Genomic DNA, 23,544 nt, shown 5'->3' with positions numbered 1-23,544 from the left:
TTATAACTCCTCTAAAATCTCATTGGAAATATTTACAATTTCATCGGAATGATATTCCCGGGCAAGTACACGGATCTGCTTTACCTGCGCCCGTATATTCAGGAATTTCTCTACAAGATGAAGCTTCTGTTCATACTCTTCAAGGGTCTTGTTGCATCTCTTGATCATATCATGCACACCCTGTCTGCTGATGCCCAGATCCTCTGCGACTTCACTCAGCGAGTAATCCTCCAGCACCACACTCTCATAAACCTGCTGCTGTCTCTCTGTCAGAAGTTCTCCATAAAAATCATATAAATAACCTTGCTCTACAAACTTCTCCATCTGTAATCACCTTGACTATATTAACCTATTTCCAATGTGCTGTCAAGCATTTTCTCTTGACAGCACAAATTTATTTTTTCCGATACACTTCTTAAAAATCTCATCAAAAAAGCCCCGGCATCCATATACTGAACACCAGGGCTCCCATTTCATTTATTTACATGGCAGATGCTACTCTGAGACAATCACAGACTTGGGCGGATCACCTTTGGTCTGCATCCTGCATCTTCGAGAGCTTTAACAATCTCATTCTTATGATCTGTGCCAAAAGCCTCCAATGTGATCTTAAGTTCCACTGCCGCATTTCTGTTCGTGCTTACAAACTGGTTATGGTCCAGCTTGATAACATTGCCCTGCGCCCTGGCAATCACGCTTGCCACACGTACCAGTTCACCCGGCTTATCCGGAATGAGCACAGATACTGTGAAGATTCTGTCTCTCTGGATCAGACCATGCTGAACAACAGAAGACATGGTAATAACATCCATGTTTCCACCGCTTAAGATAGAAACAATCTTCTTTCCCTTCACATCCAGATGACGAAGCGCTGCCACTGTCAGAAGACCGGAATTCTCTACGATCATCTTATGGTTCTCAACCATGTCAAGGAAAGCAACGATCAGTTCATCATCCTCGATAGTGATGATATCGTCCAGATTCTTCTGGATATACGGGAAGATTTTCTTTCCGGGTGTCTGTACGGCAGTACCGTCAGCAATCGTATTTACGTGCGGAAGAGTCACAACCTCCCCCTTCTTCAGAGAAGCCTTCATGCAAGCAGCCCCTGCCGGTTCCACACCAATGACTTTGATATGTGGATTTAACAGCTTCGCAAGTGTGGAAACACCTGTTGCAAGTCCGCCTCCACCGATCGGAACCAGAATATAATCAACAAGCGGAAGCTCCTGAACGATCTCCATTGCAATGGTACCCTGTCCTGTGGCAACTGCCGGATCATCGAAAGGATGGATAAAGGTATATCCCTCTTTCTCAGCAAGTTCCAGTGCATGTGCACATGCCTCATCATATACATCACCATGCAGGATAACCTCTGCACCGTAACTCTTTGTTCTCTCAACCTTGATCAGCGGAGTTGTGGTAGGCATAACGATTACTGCCTTCACACCATATTTATGCGCAGCATAGGCAACACCCTGTGCATGATTTCCGGCGGATGCTGTGATCAGACCTTTATTTCTCTCTTCATCGGAAAGAGTGCTGATCTTATAATAAGCACCACGAACCTTGTATGCACCTGTACGCTGCATATTCTCCGGTTTTAAATAAACCTTATTTCCTGTAAGTTCACTGAAATAGCTGCTCTTGATCAGCTTTGTTTCCTGTGTGACCTGTTTTACGATCTCTGATGCCTGTTCAAAACTCTCTAAAGTAAGCATTGTTTTTTCCTCCATTTTGTCATAAATGTACTCCCTGAATCTTTTTGTACTTGATTTGACTCCGAAAGTACATCCTAATCTTAAGCGTCCGGGTTTTCTTTATGGTCTACATCAAACAACGCATTTACAAATGCATCTGCATCGAATTTCTGAAGATCGTCAATACTTTCTCCTACGCCAATGTACTTCACCGGAATATCCAGTTCAGACTGGATGGCAACTGCAATACCTCCCTTGGCAGTTCCGTCCAGCTTGGTAAGGATAATACCGCTGACATTTGCGACCTCCGCAAATTGTCTCGCCTGTGCAAGGGCATTCTGTCCGGTGGTACCATCCAGCACTACCAGTGTCTCCAGATATGCATCCGGATACTCCCTCTCCAGGATCCTGTAAATCTTGCGGAGTTCTTCCATAAGGTTCTTTTTATTATGAAGACGTCCTGCTGTATCGCAGAGAAGTACGTCTGCATTTCTTGCTTTGGCTGCAGCCACCGCATCATAGATAACAGATGCAGGATCTGCTCCCGCCTGTCCGCCGATGATCTCCACACCTGCACGGTTCGCCCACTCAGTAAGCTGCTCTCCTGCTGCTGCGCGGAAAGTATCGGCTGCTGCAAGGATAACCTTCTTGCCCTGGTCTTTTAATTTTCCTGCAAGCTTTCCTACTGAAGTGGTTTTTCCGACACCATTGACACCGATCACCAAAACTACGGATCTGCGGTTCTCAAATTCATACTCTGTGCTGTCCACACGCATCTGATCCTTGATCTCATTGATCAGAAGCTGTTTACATTCCATCGGTTCCTTAATATGACGTTCGGAAACCTCTTTCTTTAAATTCTCAATAATAGAAGTGGTCGCATTGATCCCGATATCACCCATGATCAGAATCTCTTCCAGCTCTTCATAAAAATCTTCATCAATACTGGAAAAACCACTGAAAATATTGTCAAATCCGGCTACGATATTGTCTCTGGTCTTTGCCAGTCCACTGACTAATCGTTTAAAAAAACCTTTCTTTTCTTCTGCCATGTGAAACTCCTCCTGTTACTGGGTAAGCTGATTCTCCACCAGATCGACGGAAACCAGTGTGGATACCCCTTTTTCCTGCATGGTAATACCATAAAGCCGGTCTGCGGCGTTCATAGTTCCACGTCTATGGGTTATTATAATAAATTGTGTGTTTTTCGTCAACTTCTGTAAATATCCGGCAAATCGCCCAACATTGGAATCGTCCAGCGCTGCCTCGATCTCATCCAGCAGACAGAACGGTGACGGCTTCAGATTCTGGATCGCGAAAAGAAGTGCGATAGCTGTCAGAGCTTTTTCCCCGCCGGAAAGCTGCATCATATTCTGCAGTTTCTTTCCCGGCGGCTGGGAAATAATCTTAATTCCTGCCTCCAGGATATCTGCCTCTTCATCCAGCTCCAGAGTTCCTTTTCCGCCTCCGAACAATTCCTTAAATGCCTTGTCAAATTCCTTCTGGATCTCGCCGAATTTCTCAGAAAACTGTTTCCGCATTCCCTCATCCAGCTCCTGAATGATCTGTTCCAGAGTTTTCTCCGCTGTGACCAGATCCTCATACTGGCCGGACAGAAAGGTGTGTCTTTCCAGAAGTTCCTTATAATCCTCAATAGCATTTACATTTACAGGTCCCAGCTTTCTGATATCATCTTTAATCTGAGCTGCCTGTCGCTTCATCTGCGAAAGATCAGTAAGTTCCTCTTTTCTGTAGGAAACAGCATTATTGGGAGTAATCTCATACTCGGACCACATATAGGCAATCCGCTCTTCCCTGTTCTCCTCCAGCTTGTCCATCTGTCCCTGCAGACGGTAACATTCCTTATCCAGAAGTCCGATCTGACCGGACAGATAATCTCTTTTCTCAAAAAAATCTTTATGCTGAGAAGTTCTGCTCTCTTTCTCCTTCTGCAGATTTTTCAGCTGCATCTGTGCCTGTTCTTCATGAAGGACAGACTCTTCCGACTCTTTTTTCAGCTGGGTGATCATCTCCTGCTTCTTTTCCATCTCTTCACTGCTGTGAGCAAGAGACTGATAAATATCCTCTTTCTCAGTCATAAAAGCTGTGATTTCTGCTTTCAGACGGCTCAGGTTTTCCTGGTCGAATTTCTCTTTCTGTTCAAGAGCGGATGACTGAAGACGGATTTCTTCTAACTCCCGGGTGATTTTCTTCTCTTCTTCTTTCCATTCATCCAGTTCTGACTGCTTTGCCTCAATAAAACTCTCCAGTTCTTTCTCATCCTGCTTTGAATTCTCCAGTTCCCTGGCAATCCGGTCATGATCCTGCCGGATTTCCATGACCTGGCGTTTGATCTCTGCCTGATCTCTGTTGATCTGCGCATATCCGCTTCGGATCTCCTCAGCTTTCTTTTCCTGCTGTTTGATATTCATTCTGGCAGTATTCTGTTCTATATATTTCTGACGGAGTTTTTCCTGAAATCCTGCAATGGCATCACGAAGCCTGTTTCTCTGATTTTTATTTTCCTCAACAGCATTCTGCATTTCGGTCAGATTCTGCTTCAGCTGATTTACTTTTGTTTCCAGTTCCTCTATTTCACGCCGTCTTCCAAGCAGATTGCTGTTGTTTCTGAAGGCACCGCCGGTCATAGAACCTCCCGGGCTTAAGGATTCACCCTCTGTTGTGACCATTCTCAGACTGTGTCTGTATTTTTTTCCTATTGCAATGGCATGATCAATGTTATCAACTACCAGCACTCTTCCAAGAAGGAATTTCGTGATCTGCTGATACTGAGAAGCTACGGACACCAGTTCGCTGGCAATCCCCACAACGCCCGGCTCTTTCAGTGCTTCTTTCGGTGTAAACTCACCTCTGGGACTTATGCTGCTCATGGGAAGAAAGGTCGCACGTCCATAACGATTCTTTTTCAGAAATTCGATCATGGTTTTGGCAGTCTGCTCATTATCTGTAACAATATTCTGAATGCTCCCACCAAGAGCTGTCTCGATAGCGATCTCATAATCTTTGTTTACCTGGATCAGATCTGCGACAACACCCTGGATTCCCGGAACACGTTCTTTTTGTTCCATAACTCTCCGGATACTGTTTCCGTATCCATCATAGCGCTCCGCGATATTTCTGAGAGAATCCAGCCGGGATGCCTCTCTGTGATAGGCTGTCTGTTCTGCTTCCAGCTTTGTGTTCTGTTCCTTCAGCTTTTCCTGAATCTTCATCACACTCAGATTCAGATGTTCACATTCCTCATTGGCATTTTCAATCTGGGATGTAATCTCATCATACTGTTTCCGGGCTGTAGTCAGAATGGTCTGCTGCTCTTCCTCTTCACTCTTCAGTCTGAGAATACGCTGGCTGATCTCTGCCTTACGGATTTCTGCCTGTTCCATCATTGCATCAAATCTCTGGGCTTTACCCTTGACATTGGCGCGGCTGTTCAGAATTTCAATGATCTCATTTTTGCCATTCTCCACTTCGAGAGTACAGGCTTCCATATTCTCCTGCGCTGTCCTTAATTTCTCTTCTTCCTCAGAAAGTTTCTTACGGACAGCCTTTAACTGTGCATAAATATCCGTTTTTTCTTCTTCAAGTTTCTTCTTTGAATCTGTTCTTACTGAAAGTTCAGCCTCAATAGTCTGGATACGTCCCTTATAATGCTCTTCATTCTGTGCCCCTGCCAGTATCTGCTCATTTAATACATTGATCTGGCCTTCCAGCTGTTGTTTACGGATTGCCTGCTCCTGACCGGAAATGCGAAGTGCATCCATTTTGGAATTTAAATCTTCCAGCTCCTGTTCCAGACGTTCATATTCCACCTTGGTCCGGTCATAGGAACTCTGGGTATCCTTCAGCTGATTCTGCGCAATTATGTTCTTCTCTTCCAGTTCCTTGAGTTCTTTGGCTGCAGCAGCATACTCCATCAGGAACATATTCACATCCAGTTCCTTAAGAGTCTCTCTTTTGGAAAGATAAACTCTTGCTGTCTCTGACTGTTTCTCCAGTGGTTCCAGCTGTCTGGTAAGCTCCGAAAGGATATCTGTCACTCTGACCAGGTTCTGGCGTTCTTCCTCCAGTTTTTTGATAGTGGTATTCTTTCTTCTCTTAAATTTAACAATACCTGCTGCCTCATCAAAAAGCTCTCTTCTCTCTTCCGGTTTACCGCTTAGGATCCTGTCGATCTGTCCCTGTCCGATAATGGAATATCCTTCTTTACCGATACCTGTATCATAAAACATCTCATTGATATCTTTCAGTCTGCAGGCACTTCCGTTGATCTTATATTCACTCTCTCCTGAACGGTAAAGCCTTCTGGTAACCGTAACCTCGTTAAAATCAACCGGAAGCTTATGGTCTGAATTATCCAGTGTGATCGCCACCGATGCATAACCCAGGGGTTTTCTTGTCTCTGTACCGGAGAAAATGACATCCTGCATATTTCCTCCTCGCAGAGACCTGGCACTCTGTTCACCCAGCACCCATCTCACCGCATCACCGACATTGCTCTTTCCACTTCCGTTCGGACCTACAATACCGGTGATCCCGTTATGAAATTCAAAATTGATCTTCTGGGCGAAAGACTTAAATCCCTGTACCTCTATATTCTTTAAATACATAATTCTCCTGTTTATTTTCTGAGTACACGAATCGCCTGGTATGCTGCGGCCTGTTCTGCTGCTTTCTTTGTATGACCGCTTCCCTGTCCCATCACTTTTCCGTTTACTCTTGCCTCCACAGTAAAGTTTTTGTTATGATCCGGGCCTTCTTCTTTTGTCAGAATATATTCCACCGGCTGTGTTCCGTTTTCCTGCACGATTTCCTGCAGGATGGTCTTGCTATCATAAAAGAGCTGTTTGTGTTCAATATCATTCAGGATAAAATTCAGCACAAACTCCTTTGCATTAGCAAAACCACCATCCAGATAGATAGCTCCCAGTAAAGCCTCTGTTGCATCAGAGACGATAGAATCCCTGTTTCTTCCGCCTGTCATATCCTCGCCCTTTCCAAGCAACAAAAACTGCGGCAGTCCGAATTCTCTTGCACAATAGGCAAGGCTTGGCTCACACACCAGGCTGGCTCTCTTCTTTGTCAGCTCTCCCTCCGGTATCTGGGTAAATCTTGCATACAGATAATCACTGCTGATCAGCTCCAGCACAGCATCTCCCAGAAACTCCAGTCTCTCATTGCTGCCCAGCTTCCCCAGCTTCTTCTCATTTGCATAGGAACTGTGAGTCAGTGCCTGTGTAAGATAATGTTTATTTTTAAAATGATATCCTATGATTTCTTCTAATTCTTCTGTCTTTCTATTCATTCCTCTAACCCTCTCCATATGCGCAGGGCTGTCATCTGACAACCCTGCGACATCATTTTTTGCAACTGCTCAGTGCGCCTGTATTATGCTCCTGTCAAATTTCAGACTGCCGGACAGTTACATTTTTATTTAATTGTCCGAATTGCTTCAACAGCATCACCGACTGTCTGAATCTGTTCGACAGATTCATTATCCAGCTCAATGTCATACTCCTCTTCAATCCCCATAATAATCTGAAAAATATCAAGAGAGTCTGCACCAAGATCATCTACAAATGTAGTGTCTTCTGTGATCGAATCTGCATCAATATTCAGAACCTCTGCTATGATAGCTTTTATTTTCTCCAGTTCCATCTTCAACCCTCCTTCCTGTTTCTGTTCCTGTCCTGCTCTATTCTGCTCCGGACTTCAGTACTTCCTGATCCTCCAGGATACGCTCTGCGATCTTCTCGTTGATCTTCTCCTGTTTAAACTGTACACACTGGAAAATACCATGTTTGATCTCAATGGCTTTGGCACTTCCATGCGTCTTTACCACAAGTCCTTTAAGCCCCAGAAGCGGTGCTCCGCCATATTCCGTTGCATCAAAGGATTTCAGAGTTTCTTTCAGTGCAGGCTTTACCAGAAGTGCACCGATCTTACTTCTTGTGCTGGTCATCATTCCTTCTTTGATCTTCTGGATCAGGGCAGAACCAACTCCCTCATATAATTTAAGGATCACATTTCCCACAAATGCTTCGCATACGACCACATCCGCATATCCTGCCGGGATATCTCTGGCTTCTATACTTCCGATGAAATTAATGCTTTTGCATTCTTTCAGAAGGGGGAAAGTTTCTTTTACAAGTGCATTTCCCTTCTCCTCTTCTGCCCCGTTATTTACAATGGCAACTTTTGGATTTTTAATACCGACTACGTTCTCCATATAAATAGAGCCCATCTTCGCAAACTGCACCAGATGCGATGGACGTGCATCCACATTGGCACCACAGTCGATCAGAAGGGAAACACCCTTCGTGGTAGGGATCAACGGTGCAAGAGGCGGCCTCTCCACACCTTTACTTCTGCCTACCAGTACCTGTCCGCCAACAAGAACAGCTCCTGTACTTCCTGATGAAACAAAGGCATCTGCCTCCTGTTTCTTAACCATATTCAAACCTACTACGATTGATGAATCTTTTTTCTTACGGATTGCAAAAACAGGGGGTTCTGCTGTCTCGATCACCTGGGATGCATTGACAACCTGGATCTGGTTCTTCGGATATCCGGAATATTTCGCCAGTTCCTTATCTATCACTTCCTGTTTTCCTGTAAGAATTACTTTTATGTCCTGTCTCTCTGTTACAGCTTCCACTGCAGCTCTGACAGGTTCTGCCGGGGCATTATCCCCGCCCATTGCGTCCACTACAACTCTGACCTGTTCTGCCATATTTTTATATCTCCTGTTCACTTACTGTTCACTTACAGATGTCAGAATCAAAAGATATTTTCTGTTACTGACCCGGCATCCGCAAATTGCCCCGCTGCAAAGCAGCTCCTGCAATCTTCCATAATCTGTATCATACTAAAGAACCCTCTGCAAAGTCAATAGCATCTGAAAAAAATCACTTTTCACTTTTTTGTGCTTCGATTCGCTCCGCCAGATCATTCAGATAAACCCACCTGTCCATCTTCTCATCCAGATCTGCCTGTGCCTTCTCCTTCTGCTCCATGATCTCACGAAGCTTCACAGAATTGGTGGCATTGGCCTCCATATCCTTATCCAGCTTCTCCAGCAGTTCCTCCAGCGCTGCAATATCATCATCGATGGTTTCAAATTCCCTCTGCTCTTTATAGGTAAATTTCAGCTTCTGGGGACGATTCTGCTTCCAGTCTGCCTGAGCTGACTTCTTCTTTTCCGCACCAACTGCAGTGCTCTGTCCTTCAGATACTGCCCCGCCTTTTCTCGCCAGCGCCTCTGTATAATCCGTATATCCGCCCTCATACTGGGTCAGATGTCCATTCCCCTCAAAAGCAAAAATCCTGTCCACAATATTATCCAGAAAATACCTGTCATGAGACACTGCGATCACAATCCCTGCAAAAGAATCCAGATAATCCTCCAGAATGGTCAGTGTAGGAATATCCAGATCATTACTTGGCTCATCCAGAAGAAGCACATTCGGCGCCTCCATCAGAACCTTCAGCAGATACAGACGCCTCTTCTCACCACCTGACAATTTGGCAATGGGTGCATACTGCATGGCAGAATCAAAGAGAAACCTCTCCAGCATCATTGTTGCGGAAATCTTCCCGTCTCTGGTCGGAATATACTCTGCCACGTCACGGATATAATCGATCACACGCTGATCGGTATCCATATCCGGCACTTCCTGTGCAAAATACCCTATGCGGATGGTTTCTCCAATTTCCACTTCTCCTGCATCCGGCTGTATCATCCCATCAATAATCTTGATGAGTGTTGACTTTCCGCATCCATTAGTACCAATAATCCCAAGACGCTGATTGCGCAGCACAATATAATTAAAATCATCCAGGATCTTCTTCTCACCAAAACTCTTGCTGATATGGTGAAGTTCGATCGTCTTCTTTCCCATACGTGTCTCAACAGAATCCAGCTCCACATTCGCATCACGCACCGGAGCCTTTCCATTCTTCAGTGCCTCCAGGCGTTCCAGACGTGCCCGCTGCTTGGTACTTCTGGCTCTGCATCCACGCTTTGCCCACTCCAGTTCCATGCGGAGTACGCTCTGTCTCTTCCTCTCACTGGCAAGCTCCATCTCCTCACGCTCTGCCTTCAGTTCCAGAAACTTCGAGTAATTAGCCTCATAAGCATAAAGGCCGCCATGGGAAATCTCCAGAATCTTATTAGTAACCCTGTCGAGAAAATATCTGTCATGAGTAACCATAATCACAACGCCCTTAAAACTTCTCAGAAAGTCCTCCAGCCAGGTCACCATCTCATTATCCAGATGGTTGGTAGGCTCGTCCAGAAGCAGCACATCACAGGGATTCACAAGAGTCCTTGCCAGTGCCACCCTTTTCTTCTGTCCCCCAGATAAATGATCGATCTTCTCCTCATGGTCTGTAATTCCCAGCTTATTCAGAACATTCCTTGCCTCGCTCTCAGTACTCCAGTCCTTCTGCCACTTTCCTTCTGCCACATAATCCAGGACAGAAGCTCCCTGCGGAAACTCCGGCATCTGCGGAAGATACGTGATTCTCAGGCCATTTTGAGTGATCACCTGCCCCTCATCCGGCTCCTCCAGACCGCCGATGATCTTCAGAATCGTAGACTTCCCGGTCCCATTAATCCCGATGATCCCAATCTTATCTCCCTGATGCACCCCGTAGGAAACATCATCCAGCACCACCTTCTCACCAAACACCTTGGAAACATGCTCTATATTCAGAATATTCATAAATTCAAACCTCTCTCGTAATTTTCGCTTCCTGTCTGTTTCTGCTCATCTGTAACACTTCCACAAAAACTATAGAATTCGCTCCTCATTATACCATCTTCCCAGCCATTCTTAAACCCCCGGCACAGAAAAAACACTCCCCTCCGAATAAATCTATCCGAAGAGGAGTATCCTCAAAATCACATATTTTTGTTCCTGAAAAAGAATTGCTTAGTTCATCTCAGTTCCATTCTCAACTGCATACTTCAGTCCCTGCACAGCAACCGCCAGCGTAGCTTCCTCTACAGTAGCGCTTCCAAGATCACCCATATCCAGTGTCAGTGTATCATCATCATTCACTGCCACACCAAAAGTAAGTGCCATCTCAGAAACTTCATCAGTAATCGTCACAGTACCGTTCTCTTCATCAAAAGTACCTTCGCCAACAAAGCTTACATAGTTATCATCCTGATCGATCACAAGTACTGAGCAGAAAGTTCCATCCTCATTAGCTGCATAAATAAAAGTCTCACCTGCTTCTGTCTCACCGGAATAACACTCTGTCAGGATATCACCCATATCCTGATAAGTCTGATTGTAATCCGACTCATCACCGTCTGCCTCATAAGGCTCCAGGGTTGCAGTCAGGTCCAGACTGTCCGGATCATAAAGTTCCAGAAGATTCTCTTCCTCATTTGCCTGCACCAGATAAGTTACCATATTTTCATCATCATACGTGCCGTCGTCATTTGCGAACTGCATTACCAGAGCTGTATATTCTCCGTCTGAACTCAGGGCATATACACCAAGAACATCCTGCTCTTCATCCTTCCACTGACCAAAAAACGAATTATCTTTGTAGAATCCGTAGATATCTCCTGCGCTGTCCTTCCAGAGTCCTAACATTGCCTCTGATACATCCGCGACATCTCCGTCATCTGCTGCTTCTTCTGTAGTCTCCTCTGCTGCCCATACCGGAACAACCATAGAGCTTACCATTGCAGCAGCACAAAGACCTGCCATTATTTTTTTCCAGTTTTTCATATTTTTTTACCATCCTTTCTTAAAATGTGTGTACATATTTCTAAACTGAATTTCTATGTTCTTACTATAAAAAATTTCAGTCTTATTTTCAAGATACATGGGATTAAATGACATTTTTCATGAAATATGGAAAAATGAATAAATACTTATGGTATTACTTGCTTTCAGTAAGGAATCCGTACTTGAATAACTCATGAAAATACGCTAAAATACAAATTATGTTTAAGTTAATTTAGGAGGTACTCCTTTTGAATATTGCAATCCTTGACGATTCAAAGGAAGATCTGCGTCAGGTAAAATCTGTCATTTCTTCTTATTATGAATCCCAGAATACATCCGCAGACATCCATTTGTATTCCAGCGCAGAAGCTTTTTTTACTAAATACATACCCGGATTTTACGACCTGATCATTATGGATATTTATATGGGCAGTATGACCGGTATGGATGCAGCCAGAAAGCTCCGCGAAGCCAGGGATACAGCTGCTCTGATTTTTATTTCAAGCAGTGATTCCTTTGCTGTGGAAAGCTATGATGTACAGGCATCCTACTATCTGCTGAAGCCCTTTGACCCGGAGAAGCTTTGCCGAATCCTCTCAACAATCCAGTTCAGGCAGTCGCAGAATTCCAGATATATAGAGCTGATCTCCGACCGTACCCCTGTAAAGATCCCTGTCAGGAGCATTCTGTACGTGGATACCTACCGCAATGCAGTTCAGGTACATACCACAGATGCAGGCATTATACGCTCCTACATAACCTTCCAGAAATTCGAAGAGCTTCTGGAGGGAATGAAATGTTTTCTCTCCTGTTACAGAGGCTGTATCGTAAATATGGATCACATCGAGAAATCCACAGATGAAGGCTTTGTTATGGACAATCAGGAGCTTGTTACTGTACGCAAGCGTGGCTCCAACGCGATAAAAAAAGCATATCTGGAATACTTATTTTCTTCAGACTCTGATAAATAAGTATTTCCGATATGCCTCTTCCCCTCCGGGCAGTAACTATTTATTTACTGTACTGTTTTCACCGGCAGAAAGATATTTACTTTAAAAATACCCTCTTCTGTATTAAAAACTACATATCCGCCCATTCGTTGTACCACTTCTGCCACAGACGCTGTTCCGATTCCAAAGCCTTCATGCTTTGTTGAATAAAAAACTTTTTCCCTTCGCTGGATTCCATTGGAATATGGATTTGAAATCTCTATCAGAAGCTTCCTGTTCTTAACCTTTGTAAGCATCTTTACATAAGGCTTATTTTCCGGCAGCAGATCTTTTACTGCATCTACGGCATTTTCCAGAAGATTTCCATATATTTTGCACAGATCTGTATCTGAAATGCCAATATTCTGCGGCAGCATCATATCACATTCAAAAGGAATCCCTTTCTTCCTCAGTTCTCCTGCATAAAAATGGATCACTGCATCTACGGCCATGTTTCTGCAATAACAGATTAGCTTTTCCTCTTCTGTTATAACGGATGCATACTCCTGCAGATATTCCATCATCTCCTGATATTTTCCCTGCTGGGTGTAAGACATGATGGTGCGCAGATGGTGTCTCATATCATGGCGCATCCTGCTGATCTCATCCATCTTTTCTGTAAGTTCCTCATAATTCTGTTTCTGTATCTGCAGTTTCTGTTCCATCTGACGGCTGTATTCTCCATAGGTAAGCTGAAATCTGTAAGCATTGGCAAGCTCCATCCACAGAGTCAGTCCCACACTGGCTACAAGCACTGCTGCACCAATTTCCATAAACCACCCGCCAATGATCGGCTCATATAATCTCCATATCCGGTCTGCTGCCAGAGACGCTGCATAAACAACAATTCCCACTAAAAGTACATTACTGTACTTCTGTTTTATCTCCTTTACACTTCTGAAAAGCAGATAACCGGCTGCTGCCCACTTCAAAATCTCTGTAAGCTTAGAGATCAGATACAGCCCTGTTGCAGACTGGGCTCTGCTGCACAGCATTTCTGCCACAAAAACCATCACTCCGGCTGCTGTGGCCACACCTGCAAGAATTTCCGGAATCCTTTCCTCACCTCCCAGGATCTTCTGTTGTACCAGCATAACACCGGCAAACATCAGATAATAGAACAATGCCTCCATTCCATAACAAGGCTGTACTTTTACTGCAACAAAGGAATGCAGGATCGGATAAGAACCATATCCCAGCACACAGATACAAAGCAGGGCAAAAAGTCCAAACTCCACTTTTTTAGTTCGCATATACATATACACTGAAAAAATCAGGACAAAAAATGTAAAAGCCATAAATACCACAGCAATCATAAGTGACAACCCGCGGATAATATTCACTTTAAAAGGAGAAGCCAAAACCGGCACATACTGAATTCCCGATGACACCGAATGTTTGTCTGTCACTGCGATCACAATCTCTGCAGTTCCTTTTCCCTCAAAGGTAAATACCCTGTTCTGAATCTGCTCCTGGTAATTGTCCGGATCCGGATTTCCCATCTGCCCCATCAATTCCCCATTAATATACAGCTTGTAAGCAGAAAAAATCTCTGTCAGGCCAATAGCATATTGTTTTTCTTTTTCAGGAAGCACCAAGGTCATCCGATAGGTACCACTTCCAAAAGGAGATTTATTTTTGTCGCCCAGGTCCATTCCACCGTACTCGCCAATGGAAACATAACGGCTGTAGTAGTCCTCCTTCTGTTCCTTTATTTCCTGCGGTGTCAGCAATACATCCGGATAATATTCCCATTCCCTGGCAAGATAATGCACAGAATCATCATCAGGCACATAGAGGATTCCCTGAATGGCCTGGTCCCCCCTGGCCGTATATTTGTTATCAAAGCGGTAAAACAGAAAGAATATGCCCATAGTCAATGCAAATACAGCTACTATAAGTAGTAATGAATATTTCCAGTTCTTCTTCATTGCTGACACCTCCTTCTGTTTTCAGGTGCTTTGTTTGCCTTTCCACTGTCGCTTATCTGCGTTTTTTACGAATTGCAAAAATAATGGCAGCCACCAGGATACATACTGCCGGTAATGTAAGTATTATCATCAGAAACTGTTTGGTGGAAGCTTCTGCTTTCTGTTCTGTTTTCTCTTCCGACACCGACTCTTCTTCTGTAAATCCTGTGTCTTCTCCATCTGAAACAGCTTCCACGCTTTCTTCATCCGTCTGATTTCCTATACTTTCTGACTTTCCATCTGTCAAAAAATAATCCCCTGTCTGGTTGATCTCCATACGGAGAACATTTTGTTTTTCCTGATAATTCACTGCATATTGATTTCCCTGCACATCCTCCGCTTTTACTGTTTCAGGTAACTGGATTCCGTCAAACACAGATGTCTGAAATTCCACCACTGTTCCCGGAACTTCTGTTACCTCCTCACCTCTGACAAAAATCCGCAGAGAAAATGCAGTTTCTGACGTTTTCTCGATTCTTATCTGGATTTCATCCTCTGCATTGATCTTCCATCCGTTCACTGTATCCGGAGAAAATGTTACAGAGATTCCCTGTTTCTCAAACCTTGCACTTCCATTCTGTTGGATCATAAGAAGCATTCTCTTTCCACTGACTGCAGTAATGGTGTCGGTGCTTAACTCTGTCACGGAATTCTCTGTATCCGATATTTCAGCAGATTTTGCATCAGAAGCTTTGTTACTGCTGCTATTCTGTCCGTCTGTATTATTGTCTGTTCCGTAAGAGTCACCATAATGATATCCGGCACTTCCCGTATTCAGATTCTCTTTCTTTTCTTCCTGTACTACTTCTGACGAAGCAGGTGCTTTCTGCACAATGTCAGGAAGATCTTTTTCCTCTCTGTCCGAAAAATTTCGCTCATGCCAGTATTCATTGACAATAAACGCATCATTATAGGAAAAAGAATAAATTCCCGTGCTCCCTTTCTCATAGACAGCACAGATCTGGTAGTTCTGTCCTTTCTTTAATATCTCTCTGTAATAAATCTGAATTCCATCAGAAGTCACTTCCACCAGGTCATCATCAATTTTCCGGTAATTTCCCCCATTCTCAGAGAGGTAAACCTGTATGTTCCGGCGTTCCTCTGCAGAAAATCCATCCAGCAGCATAGGAAATTCCAGCAGGTCTACCATCGGCATGCTGTAGGTATTAATCTGTGGTTCTCCTTTTTTCTGTACAGAAAGATATGCATATGCCTCTGGCAGCGTCAGGTTGTCAGATACTTCATATCCCTCTGGGATCACAAATGATCCGGTTACCTTGTACACGCCTTGTTTTTCCCTATTCACCCGGCTCAGATCCCAGGAAGATTCCAGAATCAGTTCCGGATTCTCGGCTGTATTTTCAAATGTTTCAGCAGTACTGACCCTCAGTCTGACATTCTCCTTCAATTCTTTCTCAATCTGCTTCAGGCTTCCCCCCGTTTTTACTGCATAGGCAGCACATCTGCTGAGATATTTCTCATCTCCGGTATCATAAGAACAGATGATTTTTCCAGGCTTCTGTGTATTTCCAAGCAGATTGTGCTGATAACCGTAAATTTTAAGACTGCCGTCTTTTTGGTATTGAAACCGCAGAGTATTGGTCTGCTTCTTTCCATTATCATAGGTTACCAGCAGGGAATAGGTATTACCCACAACCATACTCTGGTTAGATACATACAGCCCCTCCTCTTCACAGAGAGCAAAGCCCTCCTCAGTGAGGTTGATCCACTGTCCGCTTTCTTTCTTCAGATAAGCTTCCATGGAGTCAAAATTTTCCTGCTTCAACCAGGGAAATATATAGATTCCTGCCGCAGTCAGCCTGTAATATATATTAATATCCGGTTTGTCCGGGTACTGCACAGAAACAGTTGTCTGTACCTGCAGACTTTTACTCTCATCAAAAGCATACTCAGGCGGAAGCTTCAGTACACCTTTCATTGTGTAAACGCCTGCCAGTTTCATATTTACAGACGAAACATCCCAGAACACCGGAATATGCAGTGTATCTGTGTCTGTATAAACTGTATAGAAAACCCGAGACAGTTTCTCAGTAATCAATTCGCTGCTTTTATTTATTTCTACAGCTACTGCAGGAATATCCTTCGGTACGATCACATCATTTACCCGGATCACCGCGCCCCATACTGTGGTATTTTTTTTCATTCCCCATATGCCAGTCAGGCACAGAGTTATCATTAAAATCAGAACTGTTATTTTCTGTTTTCTCATGCTTTTTTCATACTTTCATTTTACATTACTACTCGATCCGTTATCTTTATTCTCAATTTCCTTTGTTCTTAGCTTACCTTATCTGGTGAATTTCGGCAACAGACATAGGATAAACTGCATTATTTCATGAAAAATGGTGTACCGAAAAATGATTAATTCTCCTTTTTCTTTCCTGGAAATTTCATAAAATAATATACAATAAACAATACTGCCGTAATGCTCCATGAAACCGGATAACTGAGCATGATCGTATTAATTCCCGGGTACATCTGTCCGGCTGTAAAAAGCCACAGGATTCTCAGGGAACACACACCGCCGCAGGTAAGGAGCATAGGCACCAGAACCTTCCCGGTACCCCTCAGTGCCCCGGACAGAATCCCTATGATCACATAAATGAAATAGGACGGCAGTAAAAAACGACTCATATGAACACCATGGACGATCACTGCGCTGTCTGTGGTAAACAGACGATAAATCCAGGGAGCAAATGAATACATCAAAATGATCATCACCGCAGAACTGACCATACTCATGACCATGCAGACACTCACACTCTTTCGCATACGGTGATATTTGCCGGCTCCGAAATTCTGTCCCACAAAGGTAGTAATGGAAATTGCGAACGCATTGATCACCATCCAGAAAATAGCATCGATTTTCCCAAGAGTTCCCCATGCCGCCACTGTGTCAGTTCCCAGATTATTTACAAATACCTGTATCACAATATTGGAAATATTATACATTACAGATTCCAGACCTGCCGGAATACCGATTCTCAGAACTGAAAACAGCATTCTTCTGTCCAAACGGATCTGATTGATCTTCAGCACATATATCTCTCTGGTTTTCAGAAGCATTACTGTTACGATCAGTGCACTGATCACCTGAGAAGTAACTGTAGCAACAGCTACTCCTGTCACACCCATGCCAAACGCAACCACAAACAGCAGATCAAGAATAATGTTCAGCACACAGGTAATGATCAGAACATACAGTGGTCTTTTGGAGTCTCCTACTGCACGCAGGATGGCTGCTCCCATATTATAAACCAGGTTAAAAACCATTCCGCCAAAATAAATATGAAGATACACAGCAGAGTCCTCTACTACATCTGCAGGTGTCTTCATAAGCAGCAATGCAGGTCTGGTCAGAAAAATCCCCACTACAGTAAGAACAATTCCCGCTGCAATGGAGAATGCAAATGCTGTATGCAGTGCCTTACTCAGATTCTTCTTATCTTTTGCACCATAAAACTGCGAGATCACAACCGCTGCTCCCGAAGAAAGACCTACAAAAAAGCCTACGATCAGATTGGCGATCTGACTGGCAGAACCTCCGACTGCAGCAAGTGCCTGTTTTCCCACAAAACGGCCAACAACGATCGTATCTGCAGTGTTATAAATCTGCTGAAAAAACGTTCCAAATACAATAGGAAAGAAAAATAACAGCAATTGTTTCCAGATCACCCCTTCTGTAATCTGATTTACCTTTTCCTTTTTCTCCATTTCTTTTCCCTCATCCACATTTTAAAAATATTTCTGCATTTTACCGCAGTCTGAGCACCATGGGTTCCATGGCATTATATTTTAACATACAAAAAAGCAGGCATCCCACAAAATGTGAGAACCTGCCATACTTTGCAATCATTAAAAATTAGTCTTCAACTTTAATGATTTCCTTTTTGTTGTAGCTTCCGCAAGCTTTGCATACTCTGTGCGGCATCATCAGTTCGCCACATTTGCTGCATTTTACAAGGTTCGGAGCGCTCATTTTCCAGTTTGCTCTTCTCTTATCGCGTCTTGCTTTGGAAGATTTATTCTTCGGACAGATGGACATTATGTTACACCTCCTTAAATTTACTAAATATATCACTGATAGCTGCCATACGGGGATCCTTAGGTTCCTCGACGCATCCACAGGGACCGTCATTGAGGTTTTTCCCGCACTGGCTACAGATTCCTTTGCAGTCTTCTCTACATAAAACCTTCAAAGGCCAGCTCATCAGTACCTCAAGATAGACCAGCTGGTCCACATCCAGGTCCATACCTGTGAGATAAGAACTCTCGTCCAGATCATTCACACGGTCTTCATCCGTAAGCTTCATATCAAGTTTTCGCTCAATCTCCAAAGGAATCTCTGTTGAAACCTCTTCCAGACATCTGTCACAGGGAATACCTACGGTAATCTTACCCGTTCCTCTGATTTCAAGATTTCTGTCACCTGTATTCGTGATCGTAAGCTCTATGGGTTCTTTTGCAAGTACCGGAAAGCTTCCTGACTGAAAGGTGATCGTATCCATTCCAAACTCTACAGTCTTCTGAATACGCATTCCTTCACTGGATGAAATATCTGATAAATGTATCTGCATACTTTTCTCCTATCCACACTTGTTTTATTATACATACCGCCTCTGCTTTTGTCAACGATAAATTAGAAAAATTTCACATTTTGTCAAGTAATATTCCTTTACGAAGTATTTTATCATCCGGCGGCATTATTATCAGGTAATTTCCACATGCCTTACGGGCACAAAGAAGGGTGCTCCTGACAGATGCACCCTTCCCTTCTATATAAATATAACTTTTATCCAGTTATATTTCTCTCGTTTGGACACAAAACAGACACTTTATTATCTGTGAAAATTAAACCAGAGCTACTGTCTCTCTGCAGATTGCAAGTTCTTCGTTTGTAGGAATTACAGCAACTTTAACTTTGGAATCCGGTGTAGAGATAACGATCTCTTCTCCGCGAACTCCGTTAGCTTCTTTGTCAAGTGTAACTCCAAGGTATCCAAGATAGCTTACAACTTTCTCACGTACAGGAATAGCATTCTCGCCGATACCTGCTGTAAATACGATGGCATCTACACCGTTCATAGCTGCAACATATCCGCCAATGAATTTAGCGATACCATAGCAGAGAACGTCGATTGCATTAGCTGCATCTTCGTTTCCGCTCTGAGCTGCATCGTTCAGGTCACGGAAGTCACTGGATAATCCGCCGGATAATCCAAGAAGACCGGATTTCTTATTGAGAACATTCATCATACCTGCGATGTCAAGGTTCTCTTTCTTAGCAATGAATTCCATGATAGCAGGATCAATGTTACCGGAACGTGTTCCCATAACAACACCTTCAAGTGGAGTAAGACCCATTGTTGTATCAACACACTCACCGTTTACAACAGCACTGATGGAAGAACCGTTTCCAAGGTGGCAGACGATAACTTTGGAGTTATCTTTGTCAAGACCAAGGAATTCAACAGCACGTTTGGAAACAAAGCTGTGGGATGTTCCGTGGAAACCATATCTTCTTACTTTGTAGTTCTTGTAATATTCGATCGGAAGACCATAGAGATATGCTTTTGCAGGCATTGTCTGATGGAAAGCTGTATCGAATACTGCTACCTGAGGTACACCCGGCATAAGCTCGGAGCATACACGGATACCGATCAGGTTTGCAGGGTTATGAAGTGGTGCAAGGTCATTGCATTCTTCTACTGCTGAGATTACTTCATCTGTGATCACTACAGATTTGGCAAATTTCTCACCACCATGTACAACACGATGTCCAACAGCGTTTACTTCTTTCAGGCTTCCGATAGCGCCTGTTTTATCATTTGTAAGGGCATCCAGAACCATCTGGATTGCTTCTTTATGTGTAGGCATTGCAGCTTCTGTGATCTCTTTGTCACAGCCTGTTTTCTGATATACTAATCTTCCATCGATACCGATTCTCTCGCAGAGACCTTTTGCAAGAACTGCTTCTGAATCAGAGTTGATCAGCTGATATTTCAGGGATGAACTTCCACAGTTGATTACTAATACGTTCATTTTCATATTCTGCCGGCAGCAAATTTCGAATACTGTCCATAATCCTGACACAAGTCTTCGAATATTTCTGTCAGCTTTTCCTTTCATATTATAATATTATTCTCATCATTTCCAGGGAAATATGAGTAATGATATCAAAGGCATCAGAATCAGAAATATCTCCTCCGATGCCTTTAACATTATGTAGTCAATGAAATAATTCTCAGTCCGTTTTACGGTCTGACTGAAATCTTATTTATTGTCGTCAGCCTGGCACTGTACTGCTGTGATAGCTACCACACCAACGATATCGTCTGCAGAGCATCCACGGGACAGGTCATTTACAGGTTTAGCGATACCCTGGGTTACAGGTCCGTAAGCTTCTGCTTTTGCAAGACGCTGTACAAGTTTGTATCCGATGTTACCTGCATCAAGGTCTGGGAATACAAGTACGTTAGCTTTACCTGCAACTTCGCTTCCAGGAGCTTTAGAAGCGCCTACGCTTGGAACGATAGCTGCATCAAGCTGGAATTCTCCGTCAAGTGCAAGTTCCGGATTCTGCTCTTTTGCGATCTTTGTAGCTTCTACTACTTTATCTACGTCAGCATGTTTTGCACTGCCTTTAGTGGAGTGTGAAAGCATTGCAACGATTGGTTTCTCCTGAACAAGAAGTTCGAAGGATTCTGCAGAAGATGCTGCGATTGCTGCAAGCTCTTCTGAAGTCGGGTTCTGGTTCAGACCGGAATCAGCAAATACAAATGCGCCGTTTGCGCCATATTCGCAGTTCGGAACTACCATTAAGAAGAATGCAGATACAAGTTTTGTACCTGGTTTTGTTTTCAGGATCTGAAGACATGGTCTTAATGTATCAGCTGTAGAGTGACATGCACCGGATACCATACCGTCTGCATCGCCCATTTTTACCATCATTACACCATAGTACAGATACTGGTTAAGAAGAATCTCTTTAGCCTGATCCGGTGTCATGCCTTTTTTCTGTCTTAATTCTACTAACTTGTCAATATATCCCTGTGTTTTCTCTGATGTAGCAGGATCTACGATCTGTGCGCCGGAAATATCATATCCGTCTTCAGCTGCACTCTTTTTAACAGCTTCTTCGTTACCAACAAGGATAACCTTTGCAATTCCTTCTTTTAAAATTTTCTCTGTAGCTGCCAGAGTTCTCTTATCTTCTGTCTCCGGAAGTACGATTGTTTTTACGTTTGCTTTTGCTCTCTCTTTGAGTGTGTCAATAAATCCCATGATTAAAATGGCTCCTTTCATATAGCAGTTCTGATATCACAATATCTGTATACCAGATGTCATTACCATTCACCGAATATATACAGTGAACAGTAATCTGTTTTCTGCGCTGTCTTCATTATACCTCCTGAAGCCTTGTATTTCAAGCATCTGAATGGTAGAATATGACATAAAAAAGTATTTTTTAAGATGCAATATGGTTAAAAAAGAGAACTCTACAAAATTTCAGGAAGGAGCATCTGTGTAAATTTATGAAAACAGCAGGAATTATTGCAGAATATAATCCTTTTCACAAAGGACATGAATATCAAATCAGGTATACAAAGGAAAGGTTAAAAGCAGACTACGTTATTGTTGCCATGAGCGGAGATTATGTGCAGCGCGGCACCCCTGCTCTCATCTCCAAACATACACGTGCAGAAATGGCTCTGCGGTGCGGCGCTGACCTTGTACTTGAAATGCCGGTATCCATCTCTACAGCAGGTGCAGAAGCCTTTGCAATGGGGGGCGTTTCCCTGTTAGACAGCCTTGATATTGTTGATATACTCTGCTTTGGAAGTGAGTCAGGGGAAATCAGTGCACTGAAAGAACTGGCTGAGATCCTTGTAGAAGAACCTGAAGAATATAAGAAACTGTTGAAAAGCTTTTTAAGCGAAGGTCTGACTTTTCCCGCTGCCAGAAGCCAGGCATTGACAGAATATTTTAAAAATCCGCGCAACTTCAGTGGTGACGATTTTGACGGGGTACTTACTCCTCTGTTAAATGAAGTTACACAGATCCTGAATACACCGAATAATATTCTGGGGATCGAATACTGCAAGGCACTTCTCCGTCTGAACAGCCGGATCTGCCCTGTCACGATCCGCAGGGAGGGAATGGGCTATCATGAAACCACTGTCCCTGAAGGAGATTCAGCAAGCTCCTCCCCTGATTTACAGTCATCTACTGATTTCTTTGCATCTGCAACTGCTATACGCAGTCTTATTCAGAATCCGGGAGGTGGCCATTCAGAGGCAATCTCAGACATAAATAATCCAGTCAGGAATCCGGATACCAAAACTGCCAATATATTATCATCCCAGATTCCACCAGATGCTTTTTACGTTTTCAAAAAGGCGCTGGACTCCGGTGAATTTCTCACAGAAAATTCTCTGGACTCTATCCTCTCCTACTGCCTTATGAAGGAGAATGTAGAAAGCCTTTCTTCCTATATGGATGTTTCCGAGGATCTCGCCCGGCGGATCATAAATCAACAGAATCTTCTGTTGTCCTTTTCCCAATCTGTATCTGTTTTAAAAACCAGAGAACTGACTCAGACAAGGATACAGAGGGCATTGCTTCATATTATATTAAATATCCACACTGCACCCACTCAGATTCCCTTTGCCAGGGTTCTTGGTTTCCGCAGGGAAAGCAGTGAACTGCTAAGCCGGATCAAGCAGCACAGCCGAATTCCTCTTATCACCAAGCTTGCGGACGCCCAAAATCTTTTGGACAGTGAAGGAAATCAGATTTTATCTGAAACTGTTTTTTCTTCCAATTTATATGAAAAACTTCTGTGTCTGAAAACCGGCAGAAAATTCTGCCACCAGTCCCAGAAACAGCTTATTATCATATAATTCTTGTTGTTTAAATCCGCTTATGTTAGAATAAAACAGTGAGGATAAGGATATAAAATAAGGAAGGAGGAAAAGAAAAATGAAAGCTAATTCAGGTTTGAAAAAGAATAGAACAAAGATTCAGATGGTGCTTAGCGCCCTAGAGCGTGTCTGAAAAACATTTTAAATTGTTTATTTTAACCAAATTAATATTG

General features: G+C 43.3%; 18 protein-coding genes. 2 read left to right on the top strand and 16 right to left on the bottom strand.

From position 1 onward, the window contains the following. From ylxM to LJE09_RS07920, 9 genes are all read right to left on the bottom strand, one after another. Nucleotides 1-324 carry a YlxM family DNA-binding protein gene (gene ylxM, locus LJE09_RS07960; RefSeq protein ID WP_008704687.1) on the bottom strand — a complete coding sequence of 108 codons (324 nt, stop codon included), beginning with the start codon at nt 322-324 and terminating at the stop codon, nt 1-3. A gap of 185 nt (nt 325-509) precedes the next feature. Next, nucleotides 510-1,721 carry a threonine ammonia-lyase gene (ilvA, locus tag LJE09_RS07955; protein ID WP_008704690.1) on the bottom strand — a complete coding sequence of 404 codons (1,212 nt, stop codon included), beginning with the start codon at nt 1,719-1,721 and terminating at the stop codon, nt 510-512. A gap of 80 nt (nt 1,722-1,801) precedes the next feature. Continuing rightward, nucleotides 1,802-2,752: a signal recognition particle-docking protein FtsY gene (gene ftsY / locus LJE09_RS07950; protein WP_055057848.1), complete on the bottom strand. Its 951-nt coding sequence runs from the start codon at nt 2,750-2,752 to the stop codon at nt 1,802-1,804. 15 nt (nt 2,753-2,767) lie between these two features. After that, the gene (smc, locus tag LJE09_RS07945; protein WP_055057847.1) at nt 2,768-6,328 is read right to left on the bottom strand and encodes a chromosome segregation protein SMC; all 3,561 of its coding nucleotides are present in this window, start codon (nt 6,326-6,328) and stop codon (nt 2,768-2,770) included. An 11-nt stretch (nt 6,329-6,339) separates the two neighbouring features. Then, nucleotides 6,340-7,023: a ribonuclease III gene (rnc, locus tag LJE09_RS07940; protein WP_008704699.1), complete on the bottom strand. Its 684-nt coding sequence runs from the start codon at nt 7,021-7,023 to the stop codon at nt 6,340-6,342. Nucleotides 7,024-7,148: 125 nt separating this feature from the next. After that, the gene (acpP, locus tag LJE09_RS07935; protein WP_020993747.1) at nt 7,149-7,376 is read right to left on the bottom strand and encodes an acyl carrier protein; all 228 of its coding nucleotides are present in this window, start codon (nt 7,374-7,376) and stop codon (nt 7,149-7,151) included. 37 nt (nt 7,377-7,413) lie between these two features. Then, nucleotides 7,414-8,451, bottom strand: coding sequence for a phosphate acyltransferase PlsX (plsX, locus tag LJE09_RS07930; RefSeq protein WP_118330281.1), 1,038 nt, complete (start codon nt 8,449-8,451; stop codon nt 7,414-7,416). A gap of 175 nt (nt 8,452-8,626) precedes the next feature. Continuing rightward, on the bottom strand, nt 8,627-10,444 hold the full coding sequence (locus tag LJE09_RS07925; RefSeq protein WP_227311136.1) for an ABC-F family ATP-binding cassette domain-containing protein: 1,818 nt from the start codon (nt 10,442-10,444) through the stop codon (nt 8,627-8,629). 210 nt (nt 10,445-10,654) lie between these two features. Next, a complete protein-coding gene (locus LJE09_RS07920; RefSeq protein WP_008704704.1) occupies nt 10,655-11,467 on the bottom strand; it encodes a hypothetical protein in 813 nt (270 codons plus the stop codon). 248 nt (nt 11,468-11,715) lie between these two features. Between LJE09_RS07920 and LJE09_RS07915 the strand changes: the two genes are divergently transcribed. Continuing rightward, nucleotides 11,716-12,438, top strand: coding sequence for a LytR/AlgR family response regulator transcription factor (locus LJE09_RS07915; protein WP_008704705.1), 723 nt, complete (start codon nt 11,716-11,718; stop codon nt 12,436-12,438). Nucleotides 12,439-12,482: 44 nt separating this feature from the next. Here the strand turns inward: LJE09_RS07915 and LJE09_RS07910 are convergent, their stop codons facing one another. The 7 genes from LJE09_RS07910 to pta form a co-directional block, all read right to left on the bottom strand. Then, a complete protein-coding gene (locus LJE09_RS07910) occupies nt 12,483-14,387 on the bottom strand; it encodes a sensor histidine kinase (RefSeq protein WP_227311134.1) in 1,905 nt (634 codons plus the stop codon). A 52-nt stretch (nt 14,388-14,439) separates the two neighbouring features. Beyond that, on the bottom strand, nt 14,440-16,656 hold the full coding sequence (locus tag LJE09_RS07905; RefSeq protein WP_227311132.1) for a hypothetical protein: 2,217 nt from the start codon (nt 16,654-16,656) through the stop codon (nt 14,440-14,442). A 152-nt stretch (nt 16,657-16,808) separates the two neighbouring features. Next, nucleotides 16,809-18,161, bottom strand: a complete 1,353-nt coding sequence (locus tag LJE09_RS07900; RefSeq protein ID WP_227311131.1) for an MATE family efflux transporter — start codon at nt 18,159-18,161, stop codon at nt 16,809-16,811. A gap of 148 nt (nt 18,162-18,309) precedes the next feature. Next, the gene (gene rpmF, locus LJE09_RS07895; RefSeq protein WP_008704709.1) at nt 18,310-18,492 is read right to left on the bottom strand and encodes a 50S ribosomal protein L32; all 183 of its coding nucleotides are present in this window, start codon (nt 18,490-18,492) and stop codon (nt 18,310-18,312) included. 4 nt (nt 18,493-18,496) lie between these two features. Next, nucleotides 18,497-19,024, bottom strand: a complete 528-nt coding sequence (locus LJE09_RS07890) for a YceD family protein (RefSeq protein WP_195284768.1) — start codon at nt 19,022-19,024, stop codon at nt 18,497-18,499. A gap of 274 nt (nt 19,025-19,298) precedes the next feature. Beyond that, nucleotides 19,299-20,489 (bottom strand): acetate/propionate family kinase, encoded by a 1,191-nt coding sequence (locus tag LJE09_RS07885; protein WP_227311130.1) that lies wholly within the window; start codon nt 20,487-20,489, stop codon nt 19,299-19,301. A gap of 231 nt (nt 20,490-20,720) precedes the next feature. Continuing rightward, the gene (pta, locus tag LJE09_RS07880) at nt 20,721-21,731 is read right to left on the bottom strand and encodes a phosphate acetyltransferase (RefSeq protein WP_019161337.1); all 1,011 of its coding nucleotides are present in this window, start codon (nt 21,729-21,731) and stop codon (nt 20,721-20,723) included. A gap of 251 nt (nt 21,732-21,982) precedes the next feature. On the opposite strand from pta, the gene LJE09_RS07875 reads away from it, so the two are divergent. Further along, on the top strand, nt 21,983-23,350 hold the full coding sequence (locus LJE09_RS07875) for a tRNA(Met) cytidine acetate ligase (protein ID WP_227311129.1): 1,368 nt from the start codon (nt 21,983-21,985) through the stop codon (nt 23,348-23,350). Nucleotides 23,351-23,544: the final 194 nt, after the last annotated feature.

Source organism: Blautia sp. DFI.3.45, from assembly GCF_020593505.1.
GTDB classification, from domain to species: domain Bacteria; phylum Bacillota; class Clostridia; order Lachnospirales; family Lachnospiraceae; genus Blautia_A; species Blautia_A wexlerae.
Note: the sequence above shows the minus strand (reverse complement) of the source record. Positions and strands in the feature narration are given on the sequence as shown.